Source organism: Streptomyces sp. NPDC006655, from assembly GCF_040703965.1.
Classification (GTDB): Bacteria; Actinomycetota; Actinomycetes; order Streptomycetales; family Streptomycetaceae; genus Streptomyces.
Window position 1 is genome coordinate 200,155 of the sequence record NZ_JBEYJU010000003.1, and the last position, 13,564, is coordinate 213,718.

The following is a 13,564-nucleotide window of genomic DNA, read 5'->3' on the forward strand; positions in this document are numbered from 1 at the left end:
CTTTGCACATAACTAACCTGCCGTGATGCCGGATTGACGCTACGTTGCGTGACTGTTCGGTCAATTCGGGCATTGCATATGCACGTTGCCCTTTCAGGACAGTCGCTTCAGAAGCATCGCAGAAGCCACCGGCCGCGCACCCGCCTTCGCGACCCCGTCGGCGACCTCGCGGTCGGTCGAGGCGACGATCACCGGACGGCCCGGCGGCTCGGCGCGCACCAGCTGGCGGATCAGCTCGTCGGCGGTGACACCGGGCTTCGAGAAGAGCACCCGGACCCCGCGCGGCGGGGCGAGCAGCACCGGCGCGGCCAGTTCCGCGCCGTCGAAGACACAGGTGACCTCGGCACCGGTCTGCGCGGCGAGCTGGGAGAGCTGGCCGAGCAGCCGCAACCGCTGCTTCTCGAGCGGCATCTGCGGATAACCGGTCTTGGTGACGTTGTAGCCGTCGACGACCAGGTGCGCCTGCGGCAGGGCGAGGAGCTGGTCGAGAATGGCCGGGTCGTGCTCGGACAGGGCGCGCGCCGCGATGTCCTTCGGGGTCATCCGGCCCGGTTCGACCGCGTCCACCGTCTCGGCGGGGCGCACCGACACCGGTGGCAGCGCCAGTTCGCGGCGCAGGCCCTGGGCCGCGTCGAGCACGGTGTCGAGCAGCAGCCGCACCCTCATGTCCTCGACGCTGCGCCCCTCGCGGGCGGCCCGGCGGCTCGCCTCCAGGGCGGCCTCGACCTCGCCGAGCCTCGCCTTGAGCCGCCGGCTCTCGCTCTCGGCGGCGGACACCTGGCTCTGCCCCTCGGCCCGCACCGTCTCCAGTTCGCCCTGCATCTTGCGCAGCGCGGCCTCACCGCGCCTGACGTCGCTGACGGCCGCGCGCAGCTTGCGGTGAAGCGATTCGGCTTCCTTCTTGGCCGCGTCCAGTTCGGCGCGCAGCCGCTCCGTCTCGGTCCGCGTCAGCTCCCGGGCCCGGTCCAGGTCCTCGCGCAGCCGCTCCAGCTCGGCCCGGCTCTCCTCGCCGGCCCGCTCGGCGTCCGCCCGCTGGGCCTCCTCGCCGGCCGCCGTCACCAGCTTCACCCAGTCGGTGGGGCGCAGTACGTAGGCCGCGGCCGCCACGTCGAGCGGGTCCGCGGCCGGGGGCGGGGAGCCGGAGTCCAGGGCGCCGGTCAGTTCCGGCTGGGCCTCTCTCAGCTTCTCCCCGATCCGCTGCCGGAAGAGGGGGTCCGTCTCCAGCGCGGCCGCCATGGCGTTGCCGGCGAACTTGGCCCGGCGGTTGGGAGCGAACCGGGCGTACTGCCGCAGCTGCGCGGGCAGTTCGCCGACGGTCAGCCCGCCGAACCCGTCCGAGACGATCTGCACGACCCGCCGTCGCACGCCGTCGGGCAACGGACGGTCAAGCACCTCGGCGGTGCCGTCGCCCGGCCCCCCGCCCGTGGTCTCCACCATCCGTCACACCCCATCACCTGTGCGGTGCCGCTCCCGGTCTCAGGAGCCGGCGCCCGGCCTGTCCACGAGTTCCACCTGGTCCACCGCGTTGCACCAGCGGCAGCGCACCGACTCGATGGTCTCACTGACCACCTCGCGCTCCTCGACGCTGGGCTCACCGGCCAGGTCCAGGTGCACGTACTCGACGACCTTCGACGAGCGGGTCACGTCGAAGCGCGTGAGGTTGCCGCAGAGGGTGCAGCGCCACCGCGTGGAGGCGGTCGGCAGGGGAACCGTCATCGTGGCTTGTTCGCTTCCTTCTAGTGTCCGTGACGCGCCGTCCCGACGCGTGTGGCTCGTACCCTACGGCCTGGTGGCTGCCCGACGCCGCCCTGTCCACGGCGGCGAGGCGATCTGCGTGGTTGCGTCCCGTTACGCCATGCTCTATGTCCATGATCGGCAACTGGAACACGACGGCCGCCCGGACCCTGCGGGGCCTGCGGGGGACGTCCGCACCCATGACGTACGCCCTGATCGCCGTGTGCTGCCTGGTCTTCGTCCTCGGGCCCGCCTCCGGCCTCACCACCTCCTACGGCACCGGGGCGGCCCTGGCGACGGCGCAGCGGGCGTATTTCCGGGGCTGGGGGGTGGTTCCGGCCGATCTGTTCGACGGTCCGGCCGGCGAGCTGCTCACCCCGGCCACGGCGCTGTTCATCCACGGCAGCTGGGTGCACCTGCTCGGCAACATGCTCTTCCTCTTCGTCTTCGGGGCGATGACCGAGGAACGGATGGGCCGGGTGGAGTTCACCCTCTTCTACCTCGGCTGCGGCTACCTCGCGCTGCTCGGCTACGCGGTGGCCAACGCCACGTCCCAGCAGTCCCTGGTGGGGGCGTCCGGGGCGATCTCGGCGGTCCTCGGGGCATTCCTCTACCTGTTCCCCAGCGCCCGCGTGACCAGTCTCCTGCCGTTCCTCTTCTTCCTGCCGCTGCGGTTCCCGGCCTGGGTGGTGCTGCCGTTCTGGGCGGCCCTGCAGTGGCTGGCCCTGGACCGGGCCCCCTCCGGTCCCGGCGTGGCCTACCTCGCCCACCTGGTCGGCTTCGGCCTCGGCTTCGGCTACGCCTGGGTGAGGTATGGCCGTACGACTAGAGTGAGATCAGCCCCAGCTCCGGCTCCCGAGGGAGAGAACCAGCCGTGATCACCGCGATCGTCCTCATCAAGACCAGCGTGGACCGGATCCCCGAGATCGCGGAACAGATCGCCGCGCTGGAGAGCGTCAGCGAGGTCTTCTCCGTCACCGGTACGTACGACCTGATCGCCATGGTCCGGGTGCACCAGCACGAGGACCTGGCCGAGGTCATCCCGGGCCGGATCAGCAGGATCCAGGGCGTGGAGGCCACGGACACGCACGTCGCGTTCCGCACGTACTCCCAGCACGACCTGGAGGCGGCGTTCGCGATCGGCCTGGACAGCTAACAGGCGCCGTCGGCCGCAACGCGCCCCGCAAGGGGCGCTGGGGGTGCCCCCGGCCGAAGGCTGGGGGAGGAACTGCGCGACAAGCCCCCACCGGCCGGTAGCCGGGCACGAAGCATCGTGGTCCCCTGCGGGTCCGCCATGGCTGAGCGCGCAGTTCCCCGCGCCCCTTACGGGGCGCTGATCACACCGCCGGGACGCAGCGGCCGTTCTCCGTGCGGTACGTCCACCTGGCGCCGTCGGCCACCAGTTCCCGCACCGCGTTCACGAACCGCTCCACGTGCTCGTCCGGGGTGCCCGCGCCGAAGCTCACCCGGATCGCGTTCAGCGACTTCTCGCCCGGTGCCGCCTCCGGTGCCCCGCACTCGCCCTGGGTCTGCGGGTCGGACCCCAGCAGGGTCCTGACCAGGGGGTGGGCGCAGAAGAGGCCGTCGCGGACGCCGATGCCGTACTCGGCGGAGAGGGCGGCGGCGAAGTGGGAGCTGTTCCAGCCCTCCACCACGAAGCTGATCACACCGACGCGCGGGGCGTCGTCGCCGAACAGGGAGAGCACCTTGACCTCGGGGATCTCGGCGAGGCCCGCGCGGACCCCGGCGATCAGCTGCTGTTCGCGGGCGACCAGGGTGTCCCAGCCCGCCTCGGTCAGCGCCTTGCAGGCGGAGGCGATGGAGTAGGCGCCGATCACGTTGGGCGACCCGGCCTCGTGCCGCGCGGCGCTCTCGTGCCACTCCACGGCCACTCCCCCGTCCTCGCGCCGGGTGACCTTGCGGCTGGCGCCGCCGCCCGCGAGGTACGGCTCGGCGGCCCGCAGCCAGTCGGCGCGGCCGGCCAGGACACCGGAGCCGAAGGGGGCGTACAGCTTGTGGCCGGAGAAGGCGACCCAGTCGACGTCGAGGTCGCGGACGGAGACCCGGTGGTGCGGGACGAGCTGGGCGGCGTCCAGGACGATCCGGGCGCCGTGCGCGTGGGCGGCGGCGGCCAGCTCGCGCACCGGCCACAGTTCGCCGGTGACGTTGGAGGCGCCGGTGACGCAGACCAGGGCCGGACCGTGCGGGTCGCGGTCGGCGAGGGCCCGCTCCAGGGTGGCCACGGCCTGCCGCGGGGTGCGGGGGGCGTCGAGGTAGCTGACCCGGGCGTCCTGCCAGGGCAGCAGCGAGGCGTGGTGCTCGGTCTCGAAGACGAAGACCTGGCAGTCGGCGGGGAGGGCGCGGGCCAGGAGGTTCAGGGAGTCCGTGGTCGAGCGGGTGAAGACCAGCTGGTCGTCGGGGCGGCAGTCGAGGAACTCGGCGACGGTCTTCCGGGCGTTCTCGAAGAGGTCCGTGGACAGCTGGGAGAGGTATCCGGCGCCGCGGTGGACGCTGCCGTAGTACGGCGCGTACGCCGCCACGTCGTCCCAGACCCGCTGGAGGGCGGGGGCGCTGGCCGCGTAGTCGAGAGCGGCGTAGCCGACCTCGCCGCCGGTGACGAGCGGGACGGTGACGTCCCGGCCCAGAACGGGCAGCGGGGCACAAACGGTACGGGTGGAGGCGGCGGTGGAGACAGACATGGCGAACTCCCGTGAGCGCAGCTGGAATCCACCGTGCGAGCGGACGCGCTCGAGCAACGGCGGGAAAGGAAAAGGAGGGTTGCGGGGGATGCGGAGGCGGGGCTCTGCGGCCCTATCGCATTCGCTTGCTCACGGAAGACTCCTCGACGACCAGGACCCCTGGTGTACGAGGGGTCCGCGCTTGCCGTAGACCTCGCTGCCTACGGCCTGGTCTTCACCCGGGGCACCCCGCCACGGACGGAGGGTTGCCGGACAGTCGGCCGGGGCCTCATGACTGTCACTCATGACCTGGGAAGAAACCTAGGTGAACTGATCGCGGACGCGCAACTCCTGTCCGGATGACGGGACGGGCACGAGGCCGGTTCGGCACCGCCGACAAGGCAGTGCCTGGTTGCACGCCGTTGCGGCGGGAAGCAAAGAGCGCTGACGCTCGGGATTCTTTCCGCCGCAACGGCGATCAGCGGCGGCCGGCGCGGTCCGGCGGTGCCGTACCGTGCCCCAGCCCCGGAGCCGTGCCCCTACTTGTGCGTCGCCGCCGCCCAGCGCTCCAGTGCTCGCTTGGCTGCGCCCGAGTCGATGGACTCGGCCGCCCTGGTCATGCCGGCCCGCAGTTGCTCGGCCAGTGTGCCGGGGCCCGGGTCCAGGGCCACCAGCGCCGCCGCCGAGTTGAGCAGCACCGCGTCCCGCACCGGGCCCGTCTCCCCGTCCAGGAGCCTGCGGGCGACCGCCGCGTTGTACGAGGAGTCGCCGCCCCGCAGCGCCTCCACGGGGACCAGGTCGATGCCGACGTCACGGGGGTCGAACGTCTCCTCCGTGACCTTGCCGTCGCGGACGGTCCAGACCCGGGACGTGGCGGTCGTCGTCAGCTCGTCGAGGCCGTCGTCGCCGCGGAACACCAGGGAGGAGTTGCCGCGCTCCGCGAAGACGCCCGCGACCACGGGGGCCATGCGGGGGTCCGCGACGCCGACCGCCTGGGCCCGGACCCGCGCCGGGTTGGTCAGCGGGCCGAGGATGTTGAAGACCGTGCGGATGCCCAGCTGGCCGCGGGCGGCGCCCGCGTACCGCAGCGCCGGGTGGAACCTGACGGCGAAGCAGAAGGTGATGCCGGCCTCCTCGGCCACCTCGGCGACCCGCTGCGGGGTCAGGTCGAGGTTGACGCCCAGCTTCTCCAGGACGTCCGAGGCACCGGAGGCGGACGAGGCCGCCCGGTTGCCGTGCTTGACGACCTTCGCGCCGGTGCCGGCCACCACCAGCGCGGACATCGTGGAGATGTTCACCGTCTTGGCGCCGTCGCCGCCGGTCCCGACGATGTCGACGGTGCGGCCCGGCACCTCGATGACGTTGGCGTGCTCGTACATCGTGCGGACGAGCCCGTTGATCTCGTCGACCGTCTCGCCCTTGGCCCGCAGGGCGACCACGAAGCCCGCGATCTGGGCGTCGGTGGCCTGGCCGCGCATGATCTGGTCCATCGCCCAGGCCGTCGCGTCGGCGCTCTGGTCCTGGCCGTACAGCAGTGCGTTCAGCACCCCGGGCCAGGAACGGCCCGCCGCGGTGTCGCCTCCAGCGGGGGTCACAGCGCTCATAAGGCCGCTCCTGAGTGTCGTACCGGCGGAAAGACGGTTTCTGGACTCACCCTATCCAGCCGCGGGCACCGCGAAGGGCCCCCGTCCGGTGTACGGACGGGGGCCCTTCGACCGTGGCGTGGCGACGCCGTCGATCAGTGGTGGCCGTGGCCGCTCGTGATCTCCTTGTACTCCTCGACGCTCGGCTTCGGGATCTGGTTGTCCTCGCCGTAGTAGGCGTTGCTCAGCTTGGCGCGGAGCTTCTCGGACCCCTTGATCTTGCGCTCGACACCGTTCTCGTCCACCGCCGGGCCGACCTGGGCCGGCTCGTACTGGTGGTGGGCGGTGAGGGTGTGCAGCTGCTCCTGCGAGAGCGGCTCGTGGACCTCGATGAACTCACCGTGCGGGAGCCGCTTGATGATGCCGGTCTCGCGACCGTGCAGCACCTTGTCGCGGTCCCGGCGCTGGAGGCCGAGGCAGATCCGCTTGGTGACGATGAACGCGATCACCGGTCCGGCGAAGAAGAAGATCCGGACGAACCAGGTGACGTCGTTGATCGACAGGTGGAAGTGGGTGGCGATCAGGTCGTTGCCACCACCGATCAGACCGACCATGTAGACCGTGACCCAGGCGACACCGAAACCGGTGCGGGTCGGGGCGTTGCGCGGGCGGTCCAGGATGTGGTGCTCGCTCTTGTCGCCGGTGATCCAGGACTCCAGGAACGGGTAGACCGCGATCGCCGCGAGGACCAGACCGAACAGGACCAGCGGGATGAAGACGCCCAGGACCAGGGTGTGGCCCCAGAGGTTGATCTCCCAGCCGGGCATGTAGCGGATCAGACCCTCGGCGAAGCCCATGTACCAGTCGGGCTGGGCGCCGGTGGACACCTGGTCCGGGCGGTAGGGGCCCATGGCCCAGATCGGGTTGATCTGGGTGGTCGCCGCGATGACCGCGATGACACCGAAGACCAGGAAGAAGAAGCCTCCGGCCTTGGCCATGTAGACCGGCAGCAGCGGCATGCCGACGACGTTCTTCTCGCTCTTTCCGGGACCCGCGAACTGCGTGTGCTTGTGGTAGAAGACCAGGATCAGGTGGCCCACCATCAGGCCGAGCATGATGCCCGGCAGCAGCAGGATGTGGATCGAGTAGAACCGGGCGACGAAGTCGTGGCCGGGGAACTCGCCGCCGAAGAGGAAGAACGAGATGTACGAGCCGACGATCGGCATCGACAGGATCGCGCCCTCGGTGAAGCGGACACCGGTGCCGGAGAGCAGGTCGTCCGGGAGCGAGTAACCGGTGAAGCCGGTGAACATGCCGAGGACGAACAGCAGGAAGCCGAACAGCCAGTTGATCTCACGCGGCTTGCGGAACGCGCCGGTGAAGAACACGCGCATCATGTGCACGAACATGCCGGCGAGGAAGATCAGCGCGGCCCAGTGGTGGATCTGCCGGATGAGCAGACCACCGCGCACGTCGAAGGAGATGTGCAGGGTCGAGTTGAACGCCTCGGACATCAGCTGGCCCTGGAGCGGGACGTAGCTGCCGTGGTACTCCACCTCGTTCATCGACGGGTGGAAGAACAGCGTCAGGTACACACCCGTCAGGATGATGATGATGAAGCTGTACATGCACACTTCGCCCAACATGAACGACCAGTGGTCGGGGAAGATCTTGCGCATGTTGGACTTGGCGAGGGAGTAGATCCCGAGCCGTCCGTCGGCCCAGTCGGCGACGCGCTCGCCGGCCGGTGCCTTCCCGCGGGCGCGGGACTCTGAGTTTTCTGAAGTGCTCATCCGCGCTCCCAGAATGCAGGACCGACGGGCTCCTCGAAGTCGCCGAGCGCCTGGAGGTAGCCCTCCTCGCTCACACCGATGCGCAGCTGCGGCAGGGCGTGACCGGCCGGGCCGAAGATCACTCGGGCACCGTCGGAGAGGTCGAAGGTGGACTGGTGGCACGGGCAGAGCACGTGGTGGGTCTGCTGCTCGTACAGCGAGATCGGGCAACCGACGTGGGTGCAGATCTTCGAGTAGGCGACGATTCCCTCGTGCGACCACTCGAGCTCGCGCTTGTCCTTGATGTTGTCCGGCTGCAGCCGGATGATCATCAGGGCCGCCTTCGCCATGACGTTCTGGAAGTCCTCCTGGTCCTCCTCGACGCCCTCGGGCTTGGCGAAGGTCAGCGAGCCGACGGCGACGTCGGAGGGACGCAGCGGCTCGTTGGTGTTCATGTTGACGAGCAGCTTGCCCTTCGACCACGCCGTGTGCCGCAGCGAGGTGCCGGGCAGCGGGCCGAGGTCGCGCAGCAGCACGACACCGGAGAGCGGGACCAGGGTCAGCGCGCCGAACATCGTGTTGCGGATCAGCTTGCGCCGGCCGAGCGCCGACTCCTTGGCGCCCTGCCGGAAGTCCTCGTGGACCTTGGCACGGACCTCGGGGGAGGCCTCGATCGCGTGGCGCTCGTCGGCGACCTCCACGTCGGACATCAGGGTGCGGGCCCAGTGGACCGCGCCCGCGCCGATGCAGAACAGCGCCGTACCGAGGGTCATGCCCAGCGCGAAGTTCAGCGCGCTGATGTGACCGAGCGGGAAGACGAAGATCGACTTGTCGTGCGGGATCGTCACGTACGAGGCGATGAAGCCGACGGTGGCCAGCATCGAGATCGTGAACAGCAGGGCCACGACGCGCTCGGACCGCTTGGCGGCCCGCTCGTCGATGTCCTGGATCCGGTGCTCGTGGGGCGGCAGACCCGGGTCCGCGAACGGATCCTTCTCGTCCGCCACGCTCACGGCGCCGTGCGCGTGGTCCTGCTCAGCGGGCAGGTTCTCTTCTGGAATGTCTTGGCTACTCATGACTTCTTGGCCTTTGCGGTCCGAGCGGCGACCCAGACGGCGACCGCGATCAGGGCACCGAGACCGAAGATCCACGCGAACAGACCCTCGCTGACCGGCCCGAGGCCGCCCAGGTTGAGACCGCCGGGGTTCTCCGTGTCGGGGCTGTTGACCGCGTCGATGTACGCGATGATGTCCTTCTTGTTCTTCTCCGTCAGCGTGGTGTCGGGGAAGGACGGCATGTTCTGCGGGCCCGTCTGCATGGCCTCGTAGATGTGCTTCGGGGCTACGCCCTCGAGGTTCGGGGCGAACTTGCCCTTCGTCAGCGCGCCACCCGCGCCCACGAAGTTGTGGCACTGCGCGCAGTTGGTGCGGAAGAGCTCACCACCCTTGGCGATGTCGGCACCGTCCGAGCCGTACTGCTCCGAGGTGGGGACCTCGGGGCCGGCACCCAGCGAGGCGACGTACGCCGCGAGCTGGTCGATCTGCGCCTGGGTGTAGATGTTCTTCTTCTTGACGACCTGCGGGCCCTGCGAGGTGGCGGCCGGCATGCGGCCGGTTGCGACCTGGAAGTCGACGGCCGCGGCGCCCACGCCCACCAGGCTGGGGCCGTCGGACGAACCCTGACCCTTGGTGCCGTGGCAGCTGGCACAGCCGACCGAGTAGAGCTTCTGGCCCTCCTCGATCGTCAGGGACTGGGAGGTCTCGTCGGCCTGAGCCTTGCCCGCGGGCGCGAGAAAGGCGTAGGCCCCCCCAGTGCCCACCAGCGCGAGGAGTAGGACGACGACCGCCGCCAGCGGATGGCGTCGTCGTGCGGAGAGCTTTTTCACGGATTACCCCGGTGTCAGGATCTTCTGCGTCGATGCTTCTGGAAAGTGCGCTTCTACGGCGCGTGGAGCCGGCCCCGGCTACTTGATCAGGTAGATCGTGGCGAAGAGGCCGATCCAGACGACATCGACGAAGTGCCAGTAGTAGGACACGACGATGGCCGCGGTCGCCTGCTCGTGCGTGAACCTCTTCGCCGCGTAGGTGCGCCCCAGGACGAACAGGAAGGCGATGAGGCCGCCCGTCACGTGCATGCCGTGGAAGCCGGTGGTCAGGTAGAAGACCGAGCCGTACGGGTCGGACGAGAGCGAGATCCCGTCCTTCTTGACCAGCTCGGTGTACTCGTAGATCTGACCGCCGATGAAGATCGCGCCCATGATGAAGGTGAGGATGAACCAGCCCCGGAGCTTCTTCACGTCCCCGCGCTCGGCGGCGAACACGCCGAGCTGGCAGGTGAGGGAGGAGAGCACCAGGATCGTGGTGTTGGTCGCGGAGAACGGAATGTTGAGATGGCTCGCCATCTCCTTCCAGTGCGCCGGACCGGTCACCGATCGCAGGGTGAAGTACATCGCGAAGAGGGCCGCGAAGAACATCAGCTCGGAACTCAGCCAGATGATGGTTCCGACGCTGGTGAGGTTCGGCCGGTTGACCGACGGGTGCGCGTGCCCGGTATCTACTGTCGTTGCTGTCGCCACGACCGACATTATGTCGGTCGCTTATCTCGCGCTCACTCCGGGGGGTGCCGTTCGGAGTGTCCGCCCCGTGTGTACTGCCCGGATGGCCCATCGAAGCGGTGTTCCCACAGGTGTTGGCGGGGAGTTCCTGGGGGTAGCATCCGGCGCATCGGTCCTGTCCGTACGACGCTGACGTCTCGGAGGAACAATGCAGCCGACCGCCACGGTGCTGGTCTACAGCGACGATTCCAACACCCGCGAGCAGGTGCGGCTGGCCGCCGGCCGGCGTCCTGCCCCCGATGTGCCGTTCGTCGAGTTCCTGGAGTGCGCGACGCCCCAGGCGGTCGTCGCCGAGCTGGACAGGGGCGGGATCGACGTGTGCGTCCTGGACGGCGAGGCCGTGCCCATGGGGGGCATGGGGGTGTGCCGTCAGATCAAGGACGAGGTCTTCGAGTGCCCGCCGGTGCTGTTGCTGATCGGGCGGCCGCAGGATGCGTGGCTGGCCACGTGGAGCCGGGCGGACGCCGCTGTGACGCTGCCGGTGGAGCCGGTGGAGTTCGCGGGGGCGCTGGCGTCCTTGTTGCGGAAGAAGAGGCTGCTGAGCGCCTAGGAGGGGGTGGGGCGCGGTGTGAGCGCGAGTGTGGGCCGGTGGGGGCCGTTCGCGCAGTTCCCCGCGCCCCTTGGCTGGCTGCCCTGGAGGGCGTTTCACAGGGCTGCCGGCTGGACCCTCGCCGCGTCCGCCGGTGGGGTGGTCGGGGTGGTGTTGGTGAGGGCGCTGCCCTTGGTCCAGTCCTTCCAGGTGATGTTCCAGTCGCCGAAGCCGTTGCCGAAGTGCTCCATCTCCTCGCCGTTGGAGTTGACGACCTTCACCAGGTCTCCCGGGCGGACGTTGTCGAAGAACCACTCGGCGTTCGAGGTGCTCATGCCGGTGCAGCCGTGGCTGACGTTCGCGTACCCCTGGGACCCCACCGACCAGGGCGCGGCGTGCACGTACTCCCCCGACCAGGTGACCCGGGTGGCGTAGTAGACCGGGAGGTCGTACGAGTCCGAGGTGCCCTCGGCGATGCCGACCGTGGTGCCGCGCATGCGTACGAAGTACTGCTTCTCCAGGACGACCTTGACGCCGTTGCGGGTCTCGTAGCCCGGTTTGCCGGTGGTGACGGGGATCTGGTCGATCTCCTTGTCGTTCCGGTACACCGTCATCTGGTGGGCGGAGGCGTCCGTGAGGGCGAGGATCTTGTCGCCGGTGGTGAGCTTCAGGGGCTCGGCCGCGGCGCCCCAGAGGCGGTCGCTGATCCGGACGCCGTCCAGGTTGCTGTGCACCTGGATGGTGGCGTGGGCGGGCCAGTAGTCCTTGGGCCGGTAGTGGAGCTCCTTGTCGCTCACCCAGTACCAGGAGCCCTGCACGGCGGGCACGGAGTCGACCCGCAGGGCGCGCTCGACGACGGCGCGCTGGGCCTTGTCCCTCACCGCGTGGTCGAGTTGGGCGGTGACGGGCTGGCCCACGCCGTACTCGCCGTCCTTGGGGCCGAAGGTGACCTTCAGCCGTTGCTGGGTGGTGGGTTTGCTGGTGTCGAAGGTGAGGACCTCGCGGCCGGGCGCGCCGTCCTCGTCCTCGGTGCTGACCTGGACCGTGTAGTGGGCGTTGGCGGCCAGCGGGGAGGTGCTGTGCCAGCGGTGCCCGTCGGCGTCGAGTTCGCCCGCCACATGGCGACCCGTGGCGTCCTGGGCGGTGACGTCCGTGATCCGGTCGTCGTCGCTCCGGGCGACCACCTCGAGGGGCTTGTCGGGGTCGGCCTGCTTCCCCTTCTCGGTGGGGGTGTTGAAGGAGACCTGGTCCGCTGCGTCGTACGGCTTGGCCGACAGCGGGTTGCCGTCCGAGCTGCAGGCGGTGACGCCCGCGCCGAGGGCGGTCACCAGCAGGGCGCAGCCGGCGACGGTACGGGCGCACGGAGAAAGACTCATATTGTCACGCTATGAGATGTTCTCCGGCTCGGCGCGGCGGTTGACCCGGACGGGGGACGGGCGCTGCGCCGAAGGCGGGAGCCGCCGGAAAGAGCGGGAGCCCGGACCCTCCTGACGGAGGGTCCGGGCTCCCGGTGCGCTCGGCGCGTGCTTACTGGGTGCGGTTCTCACCGCGGTAGTACTCGAACACCCAGCCGAAGAGGCCGATCATGATGATGGGCGCCGAGAAGTACAGCAGCCACCAGCCGACGGCGACACCGAGGAAGGCCAGCGCGCCACCGACACCGAGGGCGAGGGGCTGCCAGCTGTGCGGGCTGAAGAAGCCCACCTCGCCGGCCTCGTCCGCGACGTCGGCCTCCTTGTTGTCCTGGGCACCGGCGTCCACCCGCGAGGCCGTGAAGCCCAGGTAGAAGCCGATCATGATGCACAGGCCGAAGGCCATGAAGAGTGCCGTGGTGCCGGCCGCCTCCTTCGACCACACGCCATAGACGATCGCCATGGCGAGGACGAAGACGCTCAGCCACACGAACATGCGGCCCTGGATCTTCACTTGCCGGCCTCCTTGCTGCCCGCGACAGCAGCGGCGACATGGCCGTGCTCCAGCTGCTCCAGGGCGGCGATCTCAGGGTGGTGCAGGTCGAACGCCGGGGATTCGCTGCGGATCCGCGGCAGGGTGAGGAAGTTGTGCCGCGGCGGCGGGCAGGAGGTCGCCCACTCCAGCGAACGGCCGTAACCCCACGGGTCGTCGACCTCGACCTTCTTGCCGTACTTGGCCGTCTTCCACACGTTGTAGAGGAACGGCAGGATCGACAGGCCGAGCAGGAAGGAGCTGATCGACGAGATGGTGTTCAGGGTGGTGAAGCCGTCGGCCGCCAGGTAGTCGGCGTACCGGCGCGGCATGCCCTCGGCGCCCAGCCAGTGCTGCACCAGGAAGGTGCCGTGGAAGCCGATGAACAGCGTCCAGAAGGTGATCTTGCCGAGCCGCTCGTCGAGCATCTTGCCCGTCATCTTCGGCCACCAGAAGTGGAAGCCGGAGAACATCGCGAAGACGACCGTACCGAACACCACGTAGTGGAAGTGGGCCACCACGAAGTACGAGTCCGAGACGTGGAAGTCCATCGGGGGCGACGCCAGGATGACACCGGTCAGACCACCGAAGGTGAAGGTGATCAGGAAGCCGGTGGCCCAGAGCATCGGTGTCTCGAAGGACAGCGACCCCTTCCACATGGTGCCGATCCAGTTGAAGAACTTCACACCGGTCGGCACCGCGATCAGGAA

The 13,564-nt window shown here is 69.4% G+C and carries 14 protein-coding genes and 1 riboswitch; of the genes, 3 read left to right on the forward strand and 11 right to left on the reverse strand.

The features are described 5' to 3' along the window. Positions 1 to 93: 93 nt before the first annotated feature. A complete protein-coding gene (locus AB0958_RS03025) occupies positions 94 to 1,437 on the reverse strand; it encodes an NYN domain-containing protein (RefSeq protein WP_366888529.1) in 1,344 nt (447 codons plus the stop codon). 39 nt (positions 1,438 to 1,476) lie between these two features. Beyond that, a complete protein-coding gene (locus AB0958_RS03030) occupies positions 1,477 to 1,716 on the reverse strand; it encodes a hypothetical protein (RefSeq protein ID WP_132886322.1) in 240 nt (79 codons plus the stop codon). A 152-nt stretch (positions 1,717 to 1,868) separates the two neighbouring features. Here AB0958_RS03030 and AB0958_RS03035 point away from each other — a divergent pair, with 152 nt between their 5' ends. Both AB0958_RS03035 and AB0958_RS03040 read left to right on the forward strand, forming a co-directional pair. After that, positions 1,869 to 2,612, forward strand: a complete 744-nt coding sequence (locus tag AB0958_RS03035) for a rhomboid family intramembrane serine protease (protein ID WP_366888530.1) — start codon at positions 1,869 to 1,871, stop codon at positions 2,610 to 2,612. Then, positions 2,609 to 2,890, forward strand: a complete 282-nt coding sequence (locus tag AB0958_RS03040; protein ID WP_366888532.1) for an Lrp/AsnC ligand binding domain-containing protein — start codon at positions 2,609 to 2,611, stop codon at positions 2,888 to 2,890. The genes AB0958_RS03035 and AB0958_RS03040 overlap by 4 nt, the downstream gene beginning before the upstream one ends. A 181-nt stretch (positions 2,891 to 3,071) precedes the next feature. Here the strand turns inward: AB0958_RS03040 and AB0958_RS03045 are convergent, their stop codons facing one another. From AB0958_RS03045 to AB0958_RS03070, 6 genes are all read right to left on the reverse strand, one after another. Beyond that, positions 3,072 to 4,433 carry an aminotransferase class V-fold PLP-dependent enzyme gene (locus tag AB0958_RS03045; RefSeq protein ID WP_366888534.1) on the reverse strand — a complete coding sequence of 454 codons (1,362 nt, stop codon included), beginning with the start codon at positions 4,431 to 4,433 and terminating at the stop codon, positions 3,072 to 3,074. Positions 4,434 to 4,605: 172 nt separating this feature from the next. Next, positions 4,606 to 4,722: riboswitch (SAM riboswitch) on the reverse strand. Positions 4,723 to 4,951: 229 nt separating this feature from the next. Continuing rightward, positions 4,952 to 6,016 (reverse strand): anthranilate phosphoribosyltransferase, encoded by a 1,065-nt coding sequence (trpD, locus tag AB0958_RS03050; protein ID WP_366888536.1) that lies wholly within the window; start codon positions 6,014 to 6,016, stop codon positions 4,952 to 4,954. A gap of 134 nt (positions 6,017 to 6,150) precedes the next feature. Next, entirely contained in the window at positions 6,151 to 7,788 is a 1,638-nt protein-coding gene (locus tag AB0958_RS03055) for a cytochrome bc complex cytochrome b subunit (RefSeq protein WP_358975908.1), read from the reverse strand. Next, positions 7,785 to 8,843 (reverse strand): Rieske 2Fe-2S domain-containing protein, encoded by a 1,059-nt coding sequence (locus tag AB0958_RS03060; protein ID WP_366888537.1) that lies wholly within the window; start codon positions 8,841 to 8,843, stop codon positions 7,785 to 7,787. Before AB0958_RS03060 ends, AB0958_RS03055 begins: the two co-directional genes overlap by 4 nt. After that, positions 8,840 to 9,652, reverse strand: coding sequence for a cytochrome c (locus tag AB0958_RS03065; RefSeq protein WP_358975914.1), 813 nt, complete (start codon positions 9,650 to 9,652; stop codon positions 8,840 to 8,842). Before AB0958_RS03065 ends, AB0958_RS03060 begins: the two co-directional genes overlap by 4 nt. Positions 9,653 to 9,730: 78 nt before the next feature. Further along, entirely contained in the window at positions 9,731 to 10,351 is a 621-nt protein-coding gene (locus AB0958_RS03070; protein WP_358975917.1) for a heme-copper oxidase subunit III, read from the reverse strand. A gap of 178 nt (positions 10,352 to 10,529) precedes the next feature. Between AB0958_RS03070 and AB0958_RS03075 the strand changes: the two genes are divergently transcribed. After that, on the forward strand, positions 10,530 to 10,931 hold the full coding sequence (locus tag AB0958_RS03075) for a hypothetical protein (RefSeq protein WP_366888538.1): 402 nt from the start codon (positions 10,530 to 10,532) through the stop codon (positions 10,929 to 10,931). Positions 10,932 to 11,026: 95 nt separating this feature from the next. Here the strand turns inward: AB0958_RS03075 and AB0958_RS03080 are convergent, their stop codons facing one another. The 3 genes from AB0958_RS03080 to AB0958_RS03090 all read right to left on the reverse strand — a co-directional run. Next, a complete protein-coding gene (locus AB0958_RS03080) occupies positions 11,027 to 12,286 on the reverse strand; it encodes an Ig-like domain-containing protein (protein WP_366888539.1) in 1,260 nt (419 codons plus the stop codon). A gap of 151 nt (positions 12,287 to 12,437) precedes the next feature. Beyond that, entirely contained in the window at positions 12,438 to 12,836 is a 399-nt protein-coding gene (locus tag AB0958_RS03085; protein ID WP_046727399.1) for a cytochrome c oxidase subunit 4, read from the reverse strand. Next, positions 12,833 to 13,564: cbb3-type cytochrome c oxidase subunit I (locus tag AB0958_RS03090; protein ID WP_366888540.1), on the reverse strand; the 732-nt coding region annotated here is incomplete at its 5' end. The genes AB0958_RS03085 and AB0958_RS03090, both read right to left, overlap by 4 nt.